The sequence below is a fragment of the Novosphingobium sp. KA1 genome (assembly GCF_017309955.1).
Classification (GTDB): domain Bacteria; phylum Pseudomonadota; class Alphaproteobacteria; order Sphingomonadales; family Sphingomonadaceae; genus Novosphingobium.
On record NZ_CP021247.1, the window covers coordinates 2,837,926 to 2,857,811 of the forward strand.

At 63.8% G+C, this 19,886-nt stretch carries 16 protein-coding genes and 1 other RNA gene; 15 read left to right on the forward strand and 2 right to left on the reverse strand.

All coding sequences use genetic code 11. From position 1 onward, the window contains the following. Nucleotides 1-95: 95 nt before the first annotated feature. Nucleotides 96-857 carry a hypothetical protein gene (locus CA833_RS13560; protein WP_142634522.1) on the forward strand — a complete coding sequence of 254 codons (762 nt, stop codon included), beginning with the start codon at nucleotides 96-98 and terminating at the stop codon, nucleotides 855-857. An 18-nt stretch (nucleotides 858-875) separates the two neighbouring features. On the opposite strand, the gene CA833_RS13565 is transcribed toward CA833_RS13560, so the two are convergent. After that, nucleotides 876-2,828 carry a bifunctional diguanylate cyclase/phosphodiesterase gene (locus CA833_RS13565; protein WP_207078318.1) on the reverse strand — a complete coding sequence of 651 codons (1,953 nt, stop codon included), beginning with the start codon at nucleotides 2,826-2,828 and terminating at the stop codon, nucleotides 876-878. Between the two features lie 147 nt (nucleotides 2,829-2,975). On the opposite strand from CA833_RS13565, the gene hrpB reads away from it, so the two are divergent. From hrpB to CA833_RS13590, 5 genes are all read left to right on the forward strand, one after another. Then, a complete protein-coding gene (gene hrpB, locus CA833_RS13570) occupies nucleotides 2,976-5,432 on the forward strand; it encodes an ATP-dependent helicase HrpB (protein ID WP_207078319.1) in 2,457 nt (818 codons plus the stop codon). A gap of 45 nt (nucleotides 5,433-5,477) precedes the next feature. After that, on the forward strand, nucleotides 5,478-5,756 hold the full coding sequence (locus tag CA833_RS13575) for an ETC complex I subunit (RefSeq protein WP_142634518.1): 279 nt from the start codon (nucleotides 5,478-5,480) through the stop codon (nucleotides 5,754-5,756). A gap of 154 nt (nucleotides 5,757-5,910) precedes the next feature. Then, nucleotides 5,911-6,005: signal recognition particle sRNA small type (ffs, locus tag CA833_RS13580), an RNA gene on the forward strand. Between the two features lie 142 nt (nucleotides 6,006-6,147). Next, the gene (locus CA833_RS13585) at nucleotides 6,148-8,115 is read left to right on the forward strand and encodes a DNA polymerase III subunit gamma/tau (protein ID WP_207078320.1); all 1,968 of its coding nucleotides are present in this window, start codon (nucleotides 6,148-6,150) and stop codon (nucleotides 8,113-8,115) included. A 1-nt stretch (nucleotide 8,116) separates the two neighbouring features. Beyond that, on the forward strand, nucleotides 8,117-8,452 hold the full coding sequence (locus tag CA833_RS13590) for a YbaB/EbfC family nucleoid-associated protein (RefSeq protein ID WP_142634514.1): 336 nt from the start codon (nucleotides 8,117-8,119) through the stop codon (nucleotides 8,450-8,452). Between the two features lie 207 nt (nucleotides 8,453-8,659). Here CA833_RS13590 and CA833_RS13595 read toward each other — a convergent pair whose 3' ends face one another. Next, nucleotides 8,660-9,187 (reverse strand): GtrA family protein, encoded by a 528-nt coding sequence (locus CA833_RS13595; RefSeq protein WP_207078321.1) that lies wholly within the window; start codon nucleotides 9,185-9,187, stop codon nucleotides 8,660-8,662. A 223-nt stretch (nucleotides 9,188-9,410) separates the two neighbouring features. On the opposite strand from CA833_RS13595, the gene lon reads away from it, so the two are divergent. From lon to CA833_RS13640, 9 genes are all read left to right on the forward strand, one after another. Further along, nucleotides 9,411-11,825, forward strand: coding sequence for an endopeptidase La (gene lon, locus CA833_RS13600; RefSeq protein WP_142634510.1), 2,415 nt, complete (start codon nucleotides 9,411-9,413; stop codon nucleotides 11,823-11,825). 198 nt (nucleotides 11,826-12,023) lie between these two features. Continuing rightward, nucleotides 12,024-13,172: a diguanylate cyclase gene (locus tag CA833_RS13605; RefSeq protein WP_207078322.1), complete on the forward strand. Its 1,149-nt coding sequence runs from the start codon at nucleotides 12,024-12,026 to the stop codon at nucleotides 13,170-13,172. Nucleotides 13,173-13,270: 98 nt separating this feature from the next. Further along, nucleotides 13,271-14,140 (forward strand): DUF418 domain-containing protein, encoded by an 870-nt coding sequence (locus CA833_RS13610; RefSeq protein ID WP_207078323.1) that lies wholly within the window; start codon nucleotides 13,271-13,273, stop codon nucleotides 14,138-14,140. Next, nucleotides 14,116-14,685: a DUF418 domain-containing protein gene (locus CA833_RS13615; RefSeq protein ID WP_207078324.1), complete on the forward strand. Its 570-nt coding sequence runs from the start codon at nucleotides 14,116-14,118 to the stop codon at nucleotides 14,683-14,685. Before CA833_RS13610 ends, CA833_RS13615 begins: the two co-directional genes overlap by 25 nt. A gap of 168 nt (nucleotides 14,686-14,853) precedes the next feature. Then, a complete protein-coding gene (locus CA833_RS13620; protein WP_207080101.1) occupies nucleotides 14,854-15,879 on the forward strand; it encodes an aspartate-semialdehyde dehydrogenase in 1,026 nt (341 codons plus the stop codon). A gap of 151 nt (nucleotides 15,880-16,030) precedes the next feature. Continuing rightward, nucleotides 16,031-16,594, forward strand: a complete 564-nt coding sequence (locus CA833_RS13625; RefSeq protein WP_207078325.1) for a DedA family protein — start codon at nucleotides 16,031-16,033, stop codon at nucleotides 16,592-16,594. Between the two features lie 69 nt (nucleotides 16,595-16,663). After that, on the forward strand, nucleotides 16,664-17,110 hold the full coding sequence (locus tag CA833_RS13630) for a GFA family protein (RefSeq protein ID WP_142634507.1): 447 nt from the start codon (nucleotides 16,664-16,666) through the stop codon (nucleotides 17,108-17,110). Nucleotides 17,111-17,204: 94 nt separating this feature from the next. After that, a complete protein-coding gene (locus CA833_RS13635; RefSeq protein ID WP_370584580.1) occupies nucleotides 17,205-17,903 on the forward strand; it encodes an alpha/beta fold hydrolase in 699 nt (232 codons plus the stop codon). Between the two features lie 134 nt (nucleotides 17,904-18,037). After that, nucleotides 18,038-19,876, forward strand: a complete 1,839-nt coding sequence (locus CA833_RS13640; protein ID WP_207078326.1) for a M2 family metallopeptidase — start codon at nucleotides 18,038-18,040, stop codon at nucleotides 19,874-19,876. Nucleotides 19,877-19,886: the final 10 nt, after the last annotated feature.

A 19,886-nucleotide genomic window follows, 5' to 3' on the forward strand; every position in this document is an offset into this window, starting at 1 on the left:
CGCTGCGCCAAAAGCGCCACAGTTGTGCGCTGCAATGAAATGGCAACAATGCTGCAATTGCGGCGCGCCGGTCGTGAGTCTATCCAGTGCCCGCCATGCACCCCGAATCCGAGCTGGCTGCCACGGGTTACCAGCCCGGGTCGCCGCGCCAGCGCATCGTCTCTTCCGTGCTGTCCGCGGCCATTATTCTGGCTGCGATGCTGCTTGTCATCACCCAGACCGGCCTCGTGCCCGATCTTGTCAAGAAGACCTCTTCGCTCACGACCTTCGACGTCGTCGATCACGACAAGGAGCAGGGCGGCGAAGCGCCGGAAAAGCCCAAGCAGCAACAGGCCAAGCATGTCGAGCACAAGACGACGGTGCCGGTGGTTGCGCCCGACAAGCCGGTGGAGCAGCCTGCCGCTGCGCCGAAGCAGGCATTCACGTTCCTGCGCATGTCGAGCAGCGAATTTGCGGCGGCCGACATCGGCAAGATGAAGGGGCAGTCCTCGGCCTCGGGGGATGAGGCGCCGGGTGGTTCGGGCGGCACATATGGACCGGGGGAAGGGCCGGGTGGCGTCGTACTCTATAACGCTGCCTGGTTCCGCGAACCGACGGATGCGCAATTGGGTGGCTATCTTCCCGAGCGGCGTCCGGATAGCGGTTGGGGCGAGATCGCGTGTCAGACCCAGCCGCACTACAAAGTCGACAATTGCCAGATTCTCGGTGAATCTCCTCGGGGATCGGGCTTCGGCCGCGCCGTGCTCAATGCGGCCTGGCAGTTCCAGGTGCAGCCGCCCCGCGTCAACGGCAAACCACAGATCGGTACCTGGGTGCGCATCCATATCTCTTACGGGGTGCGGGGCGCCTCGATCTGATTCGGTTTTCCGCGCCGCTCAGGCGGCGTTGAAGGAACTGTTCGGGATGCCGGCATAGCGCTCCAACAGTTCTGGCAGCGGCATCGGCATGGCCATGTAGTAGCCCTGTGCGAGCGTGAAACCGGCAATGCGTGCGCTGAGCAACTGGTCCTCGGTCTCAATGCCCTCGATCACGCAATCAAGCGAAAGTGAACGGGCGAGATTGCGGATGGCCGCGATCAGCCGGCGGCCGCGCGTCTCGTCGAGACGCGGCGCAAAGCTGCGGTCGATTTTCACCATGTCGAGGGGCAACTGGTGCAATGCGGAAAGGCTGGAGTAGCCGGTGCCGAAATCGTCGAGCGCAATCCGGGCGCCGATCTCGCGCAGGCCTTCGAGCGCCTCGCTGGCACTGTCGAATTTCGAGATGAGCGATGTTTCGGTGATCTCGAAAACCAGCCGGCTGGCGGAAATGCCGGATCGTTCGATCAGCGCGATCAAGGCGGCGATCGTCTCCGCGTCGGAAATGTCCTGGCCTGAAAGGTTGAAGCAGACCGTCATCGGCTGGGGTAGCTGGGCCAGGGCGTCGAGCGCCCTGCCGAACAGGGCCAGTGTCACTTCCCGGGCCCGGCCCAATCGCTCGGCGGTAGCGATCAGCAATTCTGGATTGACCGAACCCAGAGATGCGGAATGCCAGCGGGCGAGACACTCGACGCCGATCGGCGTACGCGTTTCGGTGGCCACGATCGGCTGGAAGACGACCGAAAGTTCGCGGGTGAGATCGGCAGTCTGGAGGGCAGCATCGAGCGCCTGCTCGGTGCGGATCATCTGTTCCAGCTTGCTCGAGAAACGAACGCATTGGCCGCGCTTTTCGTTCTTGGCGTGATAGAGCGCAAAATCGGCCCGGTCGAACAGGTCGTGCGCGTTGCGGCCGCTGGCGGGATAATCGGCAAGGCCTGCTGAACAGCCGACCGAGACCACGATGTCTGCAATGCGGGCCGGGCGGCGGATCTCGGCGCAAAGCGCCTGGGTGACGGCTTCGGCTTCTTCCAGCGGGCCCTGCACGATGATGCCGAATTCGTCGCCGCCGAGGCGCGCCATCACCGCATCGTCAGGAATGGCGGCCAGGATCCTTTCGCCCAGTACGTGGAGCAGGCGGTCTCCTTGGGCGTGCCCGTAGGTGTCGTTGACCGGCTTGAAACGATCGAGGTCGATCAGGCCGACGCAGAACACGTCCTCGCTCCCGGCGTTCGCCAGCAGGCCTTCAAGGCGGGCGAAGAAGTAGCGCCGGTTCGGCAGTCCGGTGAGCGCATCAGTCTCGGCCAGCCGGGCGTTTTCCTCGCTCAGCGCCTGGGCCTGACGGCGTTCGTTGGCGAGGGCGTGCTGCGTGTTCTCCAGTGCGATGAACGAATCGTAGGTATCGCGCAGGATCTTGAGGATCACGATCGCGACCAGCGCGATGTTGATTGCGATCGCGACTTGTACGAAGGGCCCTTTTATCATGCTGTAGCACAGGAAAGTGCTGAGCACGGTTACGCAGACGAGGGTCGCCGCAGTGGGCAGGAAGGTCAGGCAGAAGGTGCAGCCCAGCACCGTGACGGCCACGAAGATGGCGACATGGCCGTGTTCGTAGGGACCGCCATACTGGTCCAGCCATAGCGCCCAAGCCACGAAAGCGAGCGCCATGAACACGGCGATAACGGTGGTGCGCTGCATGCGGCGCAGGGCTAGCTCCGGATCGAAATCGGAAGCATTGGGAACCCGCAGCCAGGCGAACATGCGCATCAGGCAGGCTGCGATCAGCACCGAAGGGACAATCAGCGTCAGCGAGACCGGCGCGATCGTCCAATGCGTGTAGCCCAGGATGGCGGCGTTGACCGAGAGTAGTCCGTAAAGCGGGGGAATCCTTTCCCTCAGGCGCAGGAACTGGGCTACCGGCAATGGAAACTGCCCGGCGCGATAGGTCTTGCTGAGAGGGTGAGCGGTTTCGTGCAAGGTCCTGAACTCCGGAACCTGACATAGCCTGCAATTCTTGAAGAAGAATGGATGGCGCCGCGAACTGCATCCGTTCTGGAGTGAACTTGCGGATCGCGGCGAAATTCATCTTAGGCGAATTTCCAAAGCGTCTCTAAGGAGCCCCGCGTGAGCCAGCTTCCGATCCATGCCGTCCTGCCCGATCTTCTTGCCGCGCTGCGGGCAGAGCCGCGTGCCGTGCTGATCGCACCGCCGGGCGCCGGCAAGACAACCGCCCTGGCGCCCGCATTGCTGGGCGAACCCTGGTGCACCGGCACGGTCATCCTGCTTTCGCCCCGGCGCGTCGCCGCGCGCGCTGCGGCCGAGCGCATGGCCGCCGGGCTGGGCGAACAGGCTGGCGAGACGATCGGTTACGTGACCCGTCTCGACGTCAAGCGGTCGGCCCGAACCCGGGTCGTGGTGATGACTGAGGCGATCTTTGTTGCGACGATTCTCGCCGATCCGGAGCTATCGGGGGTTTCGGCAGTCCTCTTCGACGAGGCGCATGAACGGCACCTCGACAGCGATCTCGGGCTGGCGCTGGCGGTCGAGGCTGGGGAAGTCTTGCGCGAGGACCTGCGCATCGTCGTGATGTCGGCCACCATCGACGGCGCGCGTTTCGCACGTCTGCTGGGCGCGGACACGCCGGTGATCGAGAGCGAGGGCAAGGCCTGGCCTCTCGCCATTCGCTGGCTCGGCAGTGCCCCAGGCGCGCGCATCGAGGACGCCATGGCCTCTGCCATCCTCACGGCCTGGCGCGAGCAAGTGGGGGATGTGCTCGCGTTTCTGCCTGGCGTCCGCGAGATCGATCGCGTGACGGAACGGCTGGCGGAGAAGCTGCCCAAGGCTCTTGTCCTGCCGTTGCACGGACAATGCGAACCGGCTGCCCAGCGCGCAGCGATTCGCCGCGACGGCGAGGGCCGTCGTCGCATCGTGCTGGCGACGGCGATTGCCGAAACCTCGCTGACGCTCGACGGTGTATCGGTGGTGGTCGACGCAGGGCTTTCGCGAAGAGCGGAGTTCGACAAGGCTGCGGGCGTCACCCGGCTCGTCACCCACCGGGCCAGCCGCGCCTCCGCGGCGCAGCGGGCGGGGCGTGCGGCAAGACAGGGGCCGGGTGTGGCCTATCGCTTGTGGGAAGAGGCCGCCCACCCGGGACGGCCGGAATTCGATCCGCCGGAAATGCTGACCAGCGATCTTGCCCCGCTGACGCTGACGCTGGCCCAATGGGGGGCGGGCGATCCCGCCGCGATGGCCTGGCTTGATGCGCCGCCGGTGCCCGCGCTCGATGCGGCACGGCGCCAGCTTGAGGGACTTGGGGCGCTGGATGCAGAGGGGCGGATCACCGGCTTCGGGCGCAAAGTGGCCAGTTTGCCGATGGACCCGGCGCAGGCGGCGATGATCCTTCATGGCACCGAAATCGGCGCGGGGGGCTCGGCTGCCAGGCTGGCGCTGCTCTTGCAGGAACGCGGCCTCGGTGGCCGCAGCGAAGACCTGTCGCAGCGCCTCGCGCGCTGGAACGGCGATCGTGCGCCGCGCGCCGATGCCTCGCGCAAGCTCGCCGCAGGCTGGGCGAAGCGGGCGCGGGTACTGCTCGGAACGGACGGGCACGACGACGAAGATGTTCCCGCCGGCGTTCTGCTGGCGCTTGGGCGTCCGGACATGCTGGCCCGGCGCCGTGATTCCAGCGGCGAGAACTGGCTCTCGGCCGGGGGCAGGGGGTATGTGCTTGATCCGGCTTCCGCCTTGGCGGCGCGCGAGTGGATGGTGATCGGGGATGCCCAGGGGCAGGCGCGTGGCGCCCGTATCCTCTCTGGCGCGACGCTGGAACCTGCCGAAGTGGAACAATGGCTGGAGGAGCGGATCGAACGCCGTTCGCTCCTGCGCTGGAACGAATCGGAAGGGCGTGTCGAGGCACGGCTGGAGCGGCGGATCGGCGCGATCACCCTGGCGAGCGGCCCTGATCCTTCGCCGGACCCGGCGGCGATTTCGGCATTCCTGCTTGAACGGGTGCGCGAGAAAGGGCTCGATCTGGTGCCTTTCGGCAAGGGCGCACTCGCCCTGCTGCGGCGCGCCCGCTATGCCGGGATCGAGGCGCTGTCCGATACAGCCTTGCAGGCAGACCTCGACGACTGGCTGGGGCCGCTGCTCGGCCGGCGGCTGGATGCGGTGGACAAGGGCGCGCTTGCCGAGGCTCTGCGCAATCGCATGACATGGGACGACCAGCAGAAGCTGGAAAAGCTGGCGCCGCCCGAATTTCGCAGTCCCGCAGGCACCAGCCATGTCATCGATTACGAGGATGACGGAGGCCCCAGCGTCGAAGTGCGGGTGCAGGCGCTGTTCGGGCTCGACCGCCATCCCACGTTCGGGCAACCGCCGCAGCCGCTCCTGCTCAAGCTGACCTCGCCGGCCGGACGGCCGATCCAGACCACGCGCGATCTCCCTGGATTCTGGCGTGGATCCTGGCGCGACGTGCAGCGCGACATGAAGGGGCGCTACCCCAGGCACCGCTGGCCGGACGAGCCGTGGACCGAAGATCCCAGCCTCAAGACAAGAAATGCGTTCGAAGCATCCAAAGGCAAATGATTTGCGCTTGATTCTCTCCCCGATTCGGCGCCAAAGCGCTTCATCATGAGTGCACGCATCTATCAGCGCCCGAAGAACGCCATGCAGTCCGGCAAGGCACTGCTGGATCAGTGGATCCTCGAATTCGTCCCGGCGGAGGCGAAGAAGCCCGACCCGTTGATGGGTTGGGCCGGCTCGGGAGATACCCAGCAGCAGGTTACCCTGAAGTTCCCGACGGTGGAGGAGGCCAAGGCCTATGCCGATCGTTACGGCATCGAAGCGGAAGTTCACGCCACTCCGCCGCGCCGTCTGAAGATCCAGGCTTACGCCGACAACTTCCGTTGATCCTTCGCGCTGGACGCGCGGTTTAGTTCAGCAATCGGCCCGCATCTCCTGTAGGGAGGCGCGGGCCGATGCCGTTTCGGGAGCGGCGATTTGCCGTGCGAATTTCCTCCGCTTCGGGGCTGGACAAACCGGCATCGCCCCGCCATATGCCCGCCCGGGAGTCGGGTGGACGTTTGCGTTCGCCAACTTGGTCAGGTCCGGAAGGAAGCAGCCACAACGGATTGCGGCGGGTCGCCCGGCTCCTTCTCTCAAGTTTGAGAGATTACCCCCACAGATGTTACCCCACTGGGGGTTAGAAATGCCGCCTCAGTGCGGCATTTTTTGTGCGCGGCTGTGGAGCAAATCGCTTTCCTCCTGACAATTCGGCCCCCAGCGCCTAGTTTGGCAGGCGATGGACGATTCACCTGACATGTTCGGCGACAGCCCACCCTGGAACGACGGGGGCGAGGAAGAGGCCGCAGCGACTTCGGCGGAACTGGAAGCGGCCGGTCAGGTCTCGCTGTTCGGCGAGCCGGAAGCGGAGCCAAAGCCGGAACCCGCGGCTCAGCCGGAGGCCGGATCAAAGCCCGAGCCCGTTGCGGTAGAGCTGGAGTCTGTGGTTGAGGCCGAAGTCGCGCCCGAGCCGGTGCCTGTTTCCGCCATAGTGCCGGTCGCAGCGGCTCCCGTTCCCGCACCCTCAGCGGCGCTTGTCGCCGTCAAGGCTGCCGCCCCGGCGAGCGCTGCAGTTCAGCCCTATCGCGTGCTGGCGCGCAAGTATCGTCCGCAGAGCTTCGGCGAACTGATTGGACAGGAAGCGATGGTCCAGACGCTGGCCAACGCCATCAAGCGCGATCGGCTGGCGCATGCTTTCCTGATGACCGGCGTGCGCGGTGTCGGCAAGACCTCGACCGCGCGCCTCATTGCCAAGGCCCTCAACTGCATCGGCCCGGACGGGCAGGGCGGCCCGACCATCGATCCTTGCGGCGTTTGCGAGCCCTGTCAGGCGATTGCCGAGGGCCGTCATATCGACGTGATCGAGATGGACGCCGCCTCGCATACCGGTGTCGACGACGTGCGCGAGATCATCGAGGCGGTGCGCTATGCCGCCGTTTCGGCGCGCTACAAGATCTACATCATCGACGAAGTTCACATGCTGTCGCGCAATGCATTCAATGCCTTGCTGAAGACACTTGAGGAGCCTCCGGCGCATGTGAAGTTCCTTTTCGCGACGACCGAGGTCGATAAGCTGCCGGTGACGGTGCTGTCGCGCTGCCAGCGGTTCGACTTGCGCCGAATCCCGGCGCCGATGCTGGCGGAACACTTTGCCAAGGTCTGCGGACTCGAGGGTGTCGAGGCGGAAGCCGAGGCGCTGGCGATGGTTGCTGCTGCGGCCGAAGGGTCGGTGCGCGACGGCTTGTCGATTCTCGACCAGGCAATTGCCCATGCCGACCTTGACGGCGAAGGTCAGGTCCGTGCCGAAAAGGTGCGCGACATGTTGGGTCTTTCCGACAAGAGCGCGCAGCGCCGCCTGATCACCGCGATCCTAGACGGCAAGGGCGGCGATCTGCTCGAACTGGTTGCCCATCAATTCGCGCTCGGTGTCGAACCGATCTCGATCCTGCGGGGCTTGATGGCACTGACCCATCGTATCGCTGTCGCCCAGGTTGCCGGGGGCGCGCACGATGCCCATTCGGCGGAGGAGCGGGAGGCGATCGAGGGCTGGGCGAGGGCGCTCAAGGCCGGGCAGGTTCATCGGCTTTGGCAGCTTCTTCTCAAGGGCCATGACGAAGTGAAGTCTGCGCCCGACCCGTTGGTGGCCACGCAGATGGCGCTCCTGCGGATCATGCATGCGGCGGACATGCCCGATCCCGGCTCATTGGTGAAAAAGCTGGAGGAGTTGGCGGCCCGTGCACCGGTTGCTGTTCCGGCTGGCGACAGTTCCGGCGCCGTCGGTCCGGCACCTGTTGCCGTGGCGAGGCCAGTCGTGACGGCGCGGCGCTGGGAAGAGCTGGTCGACGATGTCGAGCACGCCGGCGAACTTTCCACCGCCAACACCATGCGCATGCAAGTCCGCGTCGTCGAACTCGGAACGAGCTTGCTTCGTTATACGCAGCCGCCGGGGTTTAGCGAGGACATCACCGCGATCCTGCGCAACGCTCTGGGCAAGGCGACGGGCGAGCGCTGGGAGGTGTTCAAGGTCGATGAAGGGGGGGCGCCGACGCTCGTCGAACTGGCTGAGGCGGAAAAGACGGCGGCCAGCAATGCCGTCAGCCAGCACCCGCTCGTGCTGGCGACCAAGGCGGCCTTTCCAGAGGCCCAAGTGATCGAGGATGACCGTCCGCTCGCCGTTGGCGGTGGCGGGCGAAATTGGAGACGTTGAGATGAAGTCCATGGAAGAGATGATCCAGGCGGCGCAGCAGGCCGCAGAGACCATCCAGAAGCAGATGAACGACACGCAGGCCAAGTTGGACACGCTGGAAGTCGAAGGGCTTTCGGGGGGCGGTCTGGTCAAGATCCGCTGCTCGGCCAAGGGCCGTGTGATCGGCGTGGCCATCGACGACAGCCTGCTGCAGCCTGGCGAAAAGCAGATCCTCGAAGATCTCGTGGCCGCTGCCTACAACGACGCGCGCGTGAAAGCGGACTCGGTGGCAGGAGAGGAACTTGCCAAGGCCCAGCAGGGCATGGGTTTGCCGCCGGGCTTCAAGATGCCGTTCTGACGACGGGCCGCCGCCAAGGCGGCGCATTGTCGTAAAGACGAACGCGAGCCGCTCGAGGGGCGTGTTGCGGAGGTTCCGCGACGGCCTTTCGGGCGGCTTTGTCGTTTTCTCGGGTGCCGTGCCGGATTGTTGCGGGTTAAAACTCTGAAAGTCCTCTGGAGGAAAGCGTGTTTCTGCCGATCCGGTTTGGCCGGGGCGCTGGCCTGACTAGGCTGGGTTTTTGCTCCCTGCGCCGGACTTCCTTGATGGAATGGCCACGAAGCGGCTGAGGACAAAGAACTGCAGCAGCGTGGAAAACACGGTCGTCGCCACACCGGCAATGTACGGATCGTGCTGTAATGTCAGTGCGATCTCTAGAAATGCGACACTGGCCAGATAGTTGAGGCCATAGGCAAGGAGAAACCGGTTCAGGGGGAAGCCCGAATTGCTGAAGACCAGGCTTCGGTATGTGAAGAAGTTGAACATGATGCCGGCTACGCGGCTGAGCAATTGTGCAGCTTGTGGATGCAGCCCCAGCGCGATCATCATAGCATATAGGCCATAGCCGAAGGCCGTATTGATCCCGCCTGTAACGTAGAACCGGGCCAGCCTGGCCAGGGCCTCACATCTTTCCGGTGCGGCGATCCGCCAAGACGAGCCGGTCGCCGCGGGGGACAACGCGCCCGTAGCGGAACTGGCCTGCCTGGCGGAATGCAACTCCTCTTTCGCGCCTGGCGGTGGGCCGGCAGCCGGCATGCTTCCTCCTGATATCCCGTTGTTCCTCTATAAGGTAAGGACCAAAAGAGGTGGGGTCGTCCGGAATTGCCTCCAGAGTGGAGAGAAGGCGGTTTGTAAGGACAAGGCGGGAGCGTTATGACAATCGCTTCCACAGCCTTTCGCGGTTAGTGCATTGCGTCCGCGCTGGATGACACCATATCTACGGGCAATGGCCGGGATTTCCGTTAGGCGCCTGGCAAGTATGGAATTGGAAAAGCTCTTGAACCTGCTTCCGTTGCTGCCTTTGCGCGATATCGTCGTGTTCCCCGGCATGGTTGTGCCACTTTTCGTGGGACGCGAGAAATCGGTGGCCGCGCTCGAAGCGGCCATGGCCGGTGAGAAGGATATTTTCCTGCTCGCCCAGCTTGATCCCGGCTGCGACGATCCCGAGCGTGACGATCTCTATGATACCGGCGTGATTGCCAGTGTCCTGCAATTGCTCAAGCTGCCCGATGGAACCGTGCGTGTGCTGGTGGAAGGCCAGGACCGTGCCCGCCTCGAAATGCTGCAGACGGAAACCGGGGCCGAGGGCGAGATGCTCGTGGCGCAGGTTGAGCGCATTGAATCGAGTGAGGCCGAAGGCACCGAAGTGGCCGCGATGATGCGCACGGTGGTCGAGCAGTTCGGCGAATACGCCAAGCTCAACAAGAAGCTGTCGCAGGATGCCGGTGAACAACTGGGTGACATCGATGATGCGGCGCGCCTCGCCGATACCGTGGCCGCACAGCTTTCGGCCAAGGTGGCCGACAAACAGGCCGTGCTGTCCGAACCCGATCCGCTCAAGCGGCTTGAAATGGTCTATTCCTTCATGGAGGGCGAGCTCGGCGTTCTGCAGGTCGAGCGCAAGATCCGTGGCCGCGTGAAGCGCCAGATGGAAAAGACCCAGCGCGAATATTACCTGAATGAACAGCTCAAGGCGATCCAGTCGGAGCTGGGCGGCGGTGACGGCGAGGAAGCCAACGAACTGGCTGAACTCCAGGACAAGATCGAAAAGACCAAGCTCTCCAAGGAAGCGCGCGAGAAGGCGACCGCCGAACTGAAGAAGCTCAAGTCGATGCAGCCGATGAGCGCGGAAGCGACCGTCATCCGCAACTACCTCGATGTGCTGCTGGGCCTACCCTGGGGCAAGAAGAGCAAGTTGAAGCGCGACATTTCCGAAGCGCAGACGGTGCTCGATTCCGACCATTACGCGCTCGACAAGGTCAAGGACCGCATTGTCGAGTATCTGGCCGTGCAGGCACGCACCAACAAGCTCAAGGGGCCGATCCTGTGCCTCGTGGGGCCTCCGGGCGTCGGCAAGACGTCGCTCGGCAAGTCGATCGCGAAGGCGACGGGGCGCGAGTTTATCCGCCAGTCGCTGGGCGGTGTGCGAGACGAGGCTGAGATCCGCGGTCACCGCCGCACCTACATCGGCTCGCTGCCGGGCAAGATCGTCACCAACCTGCGCAAGTCGGGCAAGTCCAACCCGCTCTTCCTGCTGGACGAGATCGACAAGCTGGGCCAGGATTTCCGTGGCGATCCGGCCTCGGCACTGCTCGAAGTGCTGGATCCCGAACAGAACGCCAAGTTCCAGGATCACTATCTGGAACTCGACATTGACCTGTCGGACGTGATGTTCGTCTGCACCGCGAACAGCCTGAATCTGCCCCAGCCGCTGCTGGACCGCATGGAGATCATCCGTCTCGAAGGTTATACCGAAGACGAGAAGGTCGAGATCGCCGAGCGGCACCTGATCCGCAAGCAGATCGAGGCGCATGGCCTGAAGAAGGGTGAGTTCACGCTGACGCAGGACGGCCTGCGCGACCTCATTCGCTATTACACCCGCGAAGCGGGCGTGCGTACGCTGGAGCGCGAGATTGCCCGGCTGGCGCGCAAGTCCCTGCGCCAGATCCTTGAAGGCAAGGCCAAGGAAGTGGTCATCACGCCCGAAAACCTGGCCGACTTCGCCGGTGTACGCAAGTTCCGCCATGGCGTGGGCGAGGAAGAGCATCAGGTCGGCGCGGTCACCGGTCTCGCCTGGACCGAGGTCGGCGGTGAACTGCTGACGATCGAAAGCGTCACCGTGCCCGGTAAGGGCGCCATCAAGGCGACCGGCAAGCTGGGCGAAGTGATGAACGAGTCGATCCAGACCGCGTTCAGTTTCGTGCGCGCGCGTTCGCCCGCCTATGGCATCAAGCCTTCGATCTTCAACAAGAAGGACATCCACATTCACCTACCCGAGGGTGCGGTACCCAAGGATGGTCCGTCGGCGGGTATCGGCATGGTCACCTCGATCGTCTCGACGCTTACCGGCGTGCCGGTGCGCAAGGACGTTGCGATGACCGGTGAAGTCACGCTGCGGGGCCGCGTACTGCCGATCGGCGGTCTTAAGGAGAAGCTGCTGGCGGCGCTGCGCGGCGGCATCACCACCGTGTTGATTCCGGAAGAGAACCGCAAGGATCTTGCCGAGATCCCGGATAACGTGAAGCAGGGGCTGGACATCATTCCGGTCAGCCATGTCGACGAAGTTCTGGCCAAGGCCCTGGTCGACCCGCTCACTGCGATCGAGTGGACCGAAGCGGACGAACTGGCGGCGGCTCCGCCGCAAACGCCCGCTCCGTCGGCCACGGCGCACTGAGGCGCGGTTGCAATTCGCAAAATAGGAGGGGCGCCGGGCTATCCGGCGCCCTTTTCTTTAGGTCGCACGGCTGACGGAACCATCGGCGTAACGGTGCGCCGGCAGCGCTGAAGATTTCGGCTCGGGCGAATTACCGACGATAACGGCTGGGAAAATTCCATATTGTGGTTAAAGGGCCGGAAACCTTCGGTGCCTGCGATGCGGTTTGATCTCCCCACTTTGTACTTCCTGGCTATCGGCACGCTCGTGCTCAGTTCGCTCATGACGTTCTGGGAGCGACACGCGCGTCCGCTACGCAGGCGCGAACTGGGGATGCTTGCGGGCGGATACGCGACGCTCGCAGCCGGTTGCGCGTTGGCCTTGGGGCGATCGCTGTTCCCTGGTGCCATTGGCGCAGGCCTGGCCAACATTGTGATGCTCAGCGGTTATCTTCTGGTGCTCCAGGCAGCCGCGCGACTTGCCGGGCGCTCGTATGTCCCCATGGCCGGTGTCATTCTGGGGTTCCAGGTGCTGGTATGGGCAGTCGGCGGCGCGCGCTGGCAAACGGTGATCTGGACATACGCCAGTGCCTTCCCGATCGGGTTGGTTAGCGGCCTGACGGCGTGGGAATTGCAGCGCAATGGCCGTTTGCGCGTCTTGCGCTCGCACCGGATCGCGGTGGCCTTTGCAGCCATGCATTGCTTCACTTATCTGCTCCGCGCCATTGTCCTGCCCGTGCTGGAGCCGCAGGGCGGGGCGGGGCTGCTGGCGCTGTCGAGCTTCGCGACGATGTACGAAGGCGTGCTCTATTCTGTCGGATTGCCCATGGCATTGCTGGCACTGGTGCGAGAAGAGACGCACGATCAGTTGCTTCAGGCTTCGCACACCGACTATCTGACGGGGCTGGGGAACCGCCGGTGGTTCTTCAAGGAGGCTGAGCGCCGCATAGGCAGCATGGGGGCCGACGGGCGGACTTTCATGCTGGCGTTCGATCTTGACCATTTCAAGAGCATCAATGACCGTTTCGGCCACGCGATAGGGGATGAGGTGCTCAAGCGTTTTGCCGGTTTTGTCCGCCGCAGCGTCGGGCCTTCCGCAATCCTCGCCCGCATCGGGGGAGAGGAGTTCGTAGCCCTTTTGCCTTGCAGATCGGATGCCGAGGCGGCGGCGATTGCCCAGCAAGTGGTTAACGGCTTTGCCGCGATCGACATCGGCCGCGAGTATGGTGAGGACGTCAAGGCGACGGTCAGTATCGGTATCGCCGAACTGGGCTGCGACGGGGATACGCTGGCCGAACTGCTGACGGCAGCCGACGCGGCGCTCTACCGGGCCAAGGGCAGCGGTCGGAACCGGGTGGAGCCCGCATAGTCGGCCGTTTGCCGGCCCCGATGCATCCCGATTCTCACGAATTGACGACAAGCCATAAGAGGGCGCATTCTTCCGCCAGCAGCGGTGTGAGGGGTCCCATGGCGGCGATGGTGGACACGCATGTTCCCTTGGATCTGGCTCCCGTGCGGGGGAGACAGCGGATCGAGAGTCTCGATGTCCTGCGCGGCATTGCGATCCTTGGCATTTTCTACATGAACATTCCCTACATGGGGACCAACCTCGCGGCATGGCTGCCGGATCCACGGCGCCTCTCGTGGGAGCCTGCCGATCAGCTGATATGGGCGGCTATTCGCATTTTCTGGGACGGGACGCAGCGCGGCCTGTTCGAATTCCTGTTCGGGGCGGGGGTGCTGGTCTTTACGGCGAAAGCGATGAAGCCGGACGATCCGGTGGCCGTTGCGGACTTGTTCTTGCGCCGCAACCTCTGGCTGATGCTGTTTGGCCTCATCGACATCTTTTTGGTGCTGTGGGTCGGGGATATCCTTCTGGTTTACGGCATCTCGGCCTTGTTCCTTTTCCCGTTCCGCAAGTTGCCACCGCGCGCGCTACTGGCGATGGGGCTACTGTTCGCGCTGGTTTGCGCCATTGGCTGGCCTGGAGGCGGCGGCCTGGTGGGCTATGGCGAACGGGTCGACATGCTGAGGGAGGCCGCCCGGATCGAGGCTAAAGTACAGTCAGGCGGCCGGCTCACCCAGGAGGAGAGCGCGGCGATCAAGGAGTTTCGGACAAGGCGGGATGCCCTCGACCTTTCCAAGCCGCTGCCACAGGACCGGCAGGAGAAGATCGGGGAAGAGCGCAAGGCCTTCAACGGTACGCCGCTGGACATGGCGCTGTTCAACTGGAGTACCTGGAACAAGTATTCGGTGCGGGCAACGGCACGTTCTTCGGGGTGTTGGAAGCGGTTTGAGCGATGTTTGTCGGCATGGCCCTGTTCAAGTGGGGCGTGATCCAGGGTGGGCGGTCTGTACGGTTCTATCTGGTGCTGGCGATCTGTGCCTATGGGGTGGGCTGCGGACTGCGGGCGTGGAGCGTACATGAAATTTTCCGCTTCTCGCTCGAGCCCAAGATCGGCTGGATCACGGACGAGTTCGCGCGCCTCTGCGTGACGCTTGGGCATGTGGGGCTGTTCAACCTGCTGCTGCTCACCCGGTCGGGGCGGTTCCTGCTCGCGCCGTTCAAGGCGGTGGGGCGCATGGCCTTCACCGTCTACATTACCACCAGTACGGTGATGATCTGGATCGTCTTTGCCCCTTGGGGGCTGGGGCTGTGGGAACGCTACGGCTGGTTCCAGTTGATGGTGGCGGCGAGCCTGTTCAATTTGCTGATGCTGATCGCCGCGAACCTCTGGATGCGCTTCTTCGTCTGTGGTCCGCTGGAGTGGGTCTGGCGCTCGCTTTCCTATTGGAAACGCCAGCCCTTCGTACGCCGGAGGGCAGGGGCGTTGACACCGGCTGCGCCCGGCGGTGCAGGCGAGGTGGTGCTGCCAGTGTAATGCTTATTCTGTTTCATGATGGGTGTTGAAACGGTAATTTTCGGTCGAAATACAATCTCTTTGCGCAAGCGGTTTGCGCAGTCTCTTGCCATGCTTGCGCTCAGCCTGTAACGGGCCGCTTCCCGCGCCGCGACCTTGCCGCGCGGGATTTGCATGAAGGATCTTGAAATGGGTTACCGGGTTGCCGTCGTCGGCGCGACCGGAAATGTCGGCCGCGAAATGCTCAACATCCTTGCCGAGCGTGAGTTCCCCTGCGACGAGATCGCAGCGGTGGCTTCGTCGCGTTCGACCGGGACCGAGATTGAATTCGGCGAAACCGGCAAAATGCTCAAAGTAAAGAACATCGAGCACTTCGATTTCGCCGGCTGGGATATTGCGCTCTTCGCCGCAGGCTCGGAGCCCACGAAGATTTATGCGCCCAAGGCCGCTGCCGCCGGCTGCGTGGTGATCGACAACTCGTCGCTCTACCGCATGGACCCGGACGTGCCGCTGATCGTGCCGGAAGTGAACCCGGACGCCATCGACGGCTACAAGGCGCGCAACATCATCGCCAACCCCAACTGTTCGACCGCGCAGATGGTCGTGGCGCTGAAGCCGCTGCACGACAAGGCTACGATCAAGCGCGTCGTCGTTTCGACCTACCAGTCGGTTTCCGGCGCGGGCAAGGCGGGCCTGGACGAGCTGTTCGAACAGAGCCGCGCGATCTTTGTCGGCGATCAGGTCGAGAAGCGCAAGTTCACCAAGCAGATCGCCTTCAACGTGATTCCGCACATCGACAGCTTCCTGGACGACGGTTCGACCAAGGAAGAGTGGAAGATGGTGGTCGAGACCAAGAAGATCCTCGATCCCAAGATCAAGCTGCAGGCCACTTGCGTACGCGTGCCGGTCTTCGTCGGCCACTCGGAATCGCTGAACATCGAGTTCGAGAACGAGATCTCGGCCGAGGAAGCTCAGAACATTCTGCGTGAAGCGCCGGGCATCATGCTCGTCGACAAGCGCGAGGACGGTGGTTACGTCACCCCGATCGAAAGCGTGGGCGACAGCGCCACTTACGTCAGCCGCGTGCGCGAAGACCCGACCGTCGAGAACGGTCTGGCGCTGTGGTGCGTTTCGGACAACCTGCGCAAGGGCGCTGCCCTGAACGCGGTGCAGATCGCCGAACTGCTGGGTCGTCGTCACCTCAAGAAGGGCTGACGCGGCGGGCCTTGCGCCCGAACCGAACACGAAAGGGTCCGCGAGGCATTGGCTTCGCGGGCCCTTTTCGTGTGCGGCGCGGCTTGAAACGTATTGGATTTCGGCGCGTTTTGAGGCTCTATCGCGGTAGTCCTGAAAGGAGCCATTTTTGTTGTCGGTCGAGCATCTGATCGCGCAGTACGGCCTTGCGGGCCTGTTTCTCGGCGCGGGGTTCGAAGGCGAGACCGTTACCGTGATCGGCGGGTTGATGGCCCATCATGGGCTGCTTTCCTATTGGCCTGCCGTGCTGGCGGCTGCGGCCGGATCGTTCGTGGCGGATCAATTGTTCTTCCTGATCGGGCGGCGCTTTCGTGGGCATGGGCTGGTGCGCAATGCACAGGCGAAACCCGCCTTCGCCAAGGCGCTGGCGGCGTTCGAGCGGCATCCGGTGATTTTCACGTTCGCGTTCCGCTTTCTCTACGGCCTGCGTACCGTCAGCCCCATAGCCATCGGCACCACGCGGCTGCGGACGACAACCTTCCTTGCCATCAATGCCTTGGCGGCGGCGGTGTGGGGGTTGGTCTTCGTTTCGCTCGGCTACTTCTGCGGGCAGGCGGTGGAGGCGCTGTTCGGGCGTATCCATGCGCTGGCGCCGCTGATCGGCGGGGTGGTCGGGGCGGCGGTGCTGATCGGTCTGGCGGTTCATTTACTGCACACGCGGGGCAAGGATGCCTGAATACTTGTCCAGGCTGCTTGTGGAGAGCATTCAGAGCCTATCCAGCCAACTGCAGTCGGAAGAGGGTATATGACGGTTCCGATGGCTGGCGGCTGCCAGTGTGGACGCGTTCGCTTCACGGCCGAAGTGGAGCCGGAAAAGGCCTACCTTTGCCACTGCAAGATGTGCCGCAAGGCGACCGGGGGTGTCTCCATCGCCTTCATCAACCCGCCGCGCGAGAAGGTGACCTGGCACAGCGAGCCGGACTGGTATCAATCCTCCGCCATCGCGCGGCGGCCGTTCTGTTCGCATTGCGGCACGCCGCTGGGGTTCGAGTTTCTGGAAGGCGCGAAGGCCATCGATCTTACCGTCGGCAGTTTCGACGATCCCACGCCGTTCCGGCCGGAGCACAACTATGCCACCGAATCCATGCTTCCGGCATGGGCTGACGTAAGGCATCTGCCCGGCTACACGAGCGCGGAGAATCCCAATGTGATCGATCGCTGGAAGGCGGCCGGCATGGAGCCGCCTGAGTGATCGATCCTCCCCAAACGCAGGCGAATGTGCAGTGAGCGAAGCGAAGACCGAATATCTCGAAGGTTATGCCGGCACGCGGCTGGCGGTGCATGTCATGGGCGATCACGGCGCGCGGCCGCTGCTGCTGCTGCACGGGCTGTTTTCCAGCGCGGACGTGAACTGGATCAAGTACGGCAATGCCAAGATCCTGGCCGATGCCGGGTTCGAGGTGTTCATGCCGGACTTGCGCGCCCACGGGCAGAGCGGCGCACCGCATGATGCCGAGGACTACCCGGGCGACGTGCTGGTGCGCGATCTTCAGGCGACGGTCGATCAGCTTGGCCTTTCCGACTTCGACCTTGGCGGCTTTTCGCTGGGTGCACGCACTTCGGTGCGCGGCGTGCTGGCGGGGCTCATGCCGCGCAAGCTGATCCTGGGCGGCATGGGCCTCACCGGCCTGTCCGGCTGGGCGCGGCGTTCGGCACATTTTGTGGATGCCATCGACCGTTTCGGCACGATCGAGCGCGGTGACAAGGCCTTCGTGGCGCAGGCTTTCATGAAGTCCATGAACATCGACCGGGTGGCGGCGCGTCTGCTGCTTCAGTCGGTGGACGATACCTCGGCGGACGCCATCGCGCAGATCGCCATGCCCACGCTCTGCGTCTGCGGCAAGGACGACCATGACAACGGCTCCGCGCCGGAACTGGCGGCGGCGCTGCCCGATGGGCACTATGTGGAGACGCCGGGCAATCACATGTCCTCGGTGACGTTCAAGGACATGGGCCGGGCCATGGCGGCGTTTCTGCTGGATTGAGGGGGATTGCGCAAGCTTGTGCAATTGTGTGCCGGATGCGAAATAATCCGGCACCGCCCGCCCCGAAACGGTTGATCTGACGGCAGGCCCGGCTAGTCTCCGGCGCCATCAGAACATACCAAGAGGGCACCCCCATGAAATTCGCATCCACCGCGCGTGCAGCGCTGGCCGCCGGGCTTTGCTTCGGCCTTGCGGTTCCAGCTTTTGCCGAGGAAGCCAAGGCAGACTATCCCGTGACCGCCGCCGGCGCCGCGCAGTTCATTGCCGATGCCGAAAAGGAGCTGTTCCCCGCCTCGGTGGACAATGCCCGCATCAACTGGGTGAATTACACCTACATCACCGACGATACCGACGCGCTGGCGGCGCAGTCGAACGCGGCGATTACCGAGAAGCAGGTGGCCTACGCGGTCGAGGCGGCCAAGTTTGCGAACATTCCGGGCCTTGATCCCGATGTCGCGCGCAAGCTCTCCATCCTGCGTCAGGGCATTGTCCTGCCGGCGCCGACCAAGCCCGGCGCGGCGGACGAACTGAGCACCATCTCTACCCGCCTTGCCTCCACGTACGGCAAGGGTCGCGGCACGCTGGACGGCAAGGAGATCAACGGCTCCGATATCGAGGCGGAGATGGGCAACCTTGCGCACACGCCGGCCGAATTCGCCGAGATGTGGACCAGCTGGCACAACAACGTCGGCGCGCCGATGAAGAACGACTATGTGAAGATGGTCGGCATCGCCAACGAGGGCGCCAAGGAACTCGGCTATGCCGACGTCGGCGCCATGTGGCGTTCGGGCTATGACATGACGCCGGAGCAGTTCTCGGCCGAAACGCAGCGCCTGTGGGAAGAAGTGAAGCCGCTTTACCTCGCGCTCCACACCTACGTCCGCCACAAGCTGAACGAGAAGTACGGCGATGCCGTGCAGCCCAAGACCGGCCCGATCCGCGCCGACCTGCTGGGCAACATGTGGTCTCAGGAGTGGGGCAACATCTACCCGCTGGTGGCTCCCTCCGGCGCGGGCGATCTGGGCTATGACATCGGCGCGCTGCTGAAGGCCAAGGGCAAGACCCCGCTCGACATGGTGAAATATGGCGAGGGCTTCTACTCCTCGCTTGGCTTCGCGCCGCTGCCGGAGACGTTCTGGAAGCGCTCGATGTTCGTGAAGCCCGCCGACCGCGAGGTGATCTGCCACGCGTCGGCCTGGGATGTCGACAACAAGGACGATGTGCGCATCAAGATGTGCACCAAGGTGAATTCGGAAGACTTCGTCACCATTCACCATGAGCTGGGCCACAACTACTACCAGCGCGCCTACAACCAGCAGCCCTACCTCTACCTCAACGGCGCCAACGACGGGTTCCACGAGGCGATCGGCGACTTCATCGCGCTGTCGATCACGCCGCAGTACCTCGTGCAGATCGGCCTGCTCGACAAGGACAAGGTGCCCAGCGCCGACAAGGACATCGGCCTGCTGCTGCGTCAGGCGATGGACAAGGTGGCGTTCCTGCCGTTCGGCCTGCTGATCGACCGCTATCGCTGGGGCATCTTCGACGGGTCTATCCAGCCTGCCGACTACAACAAGGCCTGGACCAAGATGCGCACGGATTATCAGGGCATCGTTCCGCCTTCGGCCCGCCCGGATGACGGCTTCGACGCCGGCGCCAAGTTCCACGTGCCGGGCAACACGCCCTACACGCGCTACTTCCTGGCGCGCATCTTCCAGTTCCAGTTTTACGAGGCCGCGTGCAAGCAGGCCGGCTGGAAGGGCCCGCTTCACCGTTGCAGCTTCTACGGCAACAAGAAGGTGGGCGAGAACCTCGACCGCATGCTGAAGATGGGCATGTCGAAGCCCTGGCCGGAAGCGCTGAAGGCCTTCACCGGCAGCGACAAGCTGAGCGCCAAGCCGATGCTCGCCTACTTCGCGCCGCTCAAGAAGTGGCTCGACGAGCAGAACAAGGGCGAGAAGGCCGGCTGGTAACGGCGGTCTT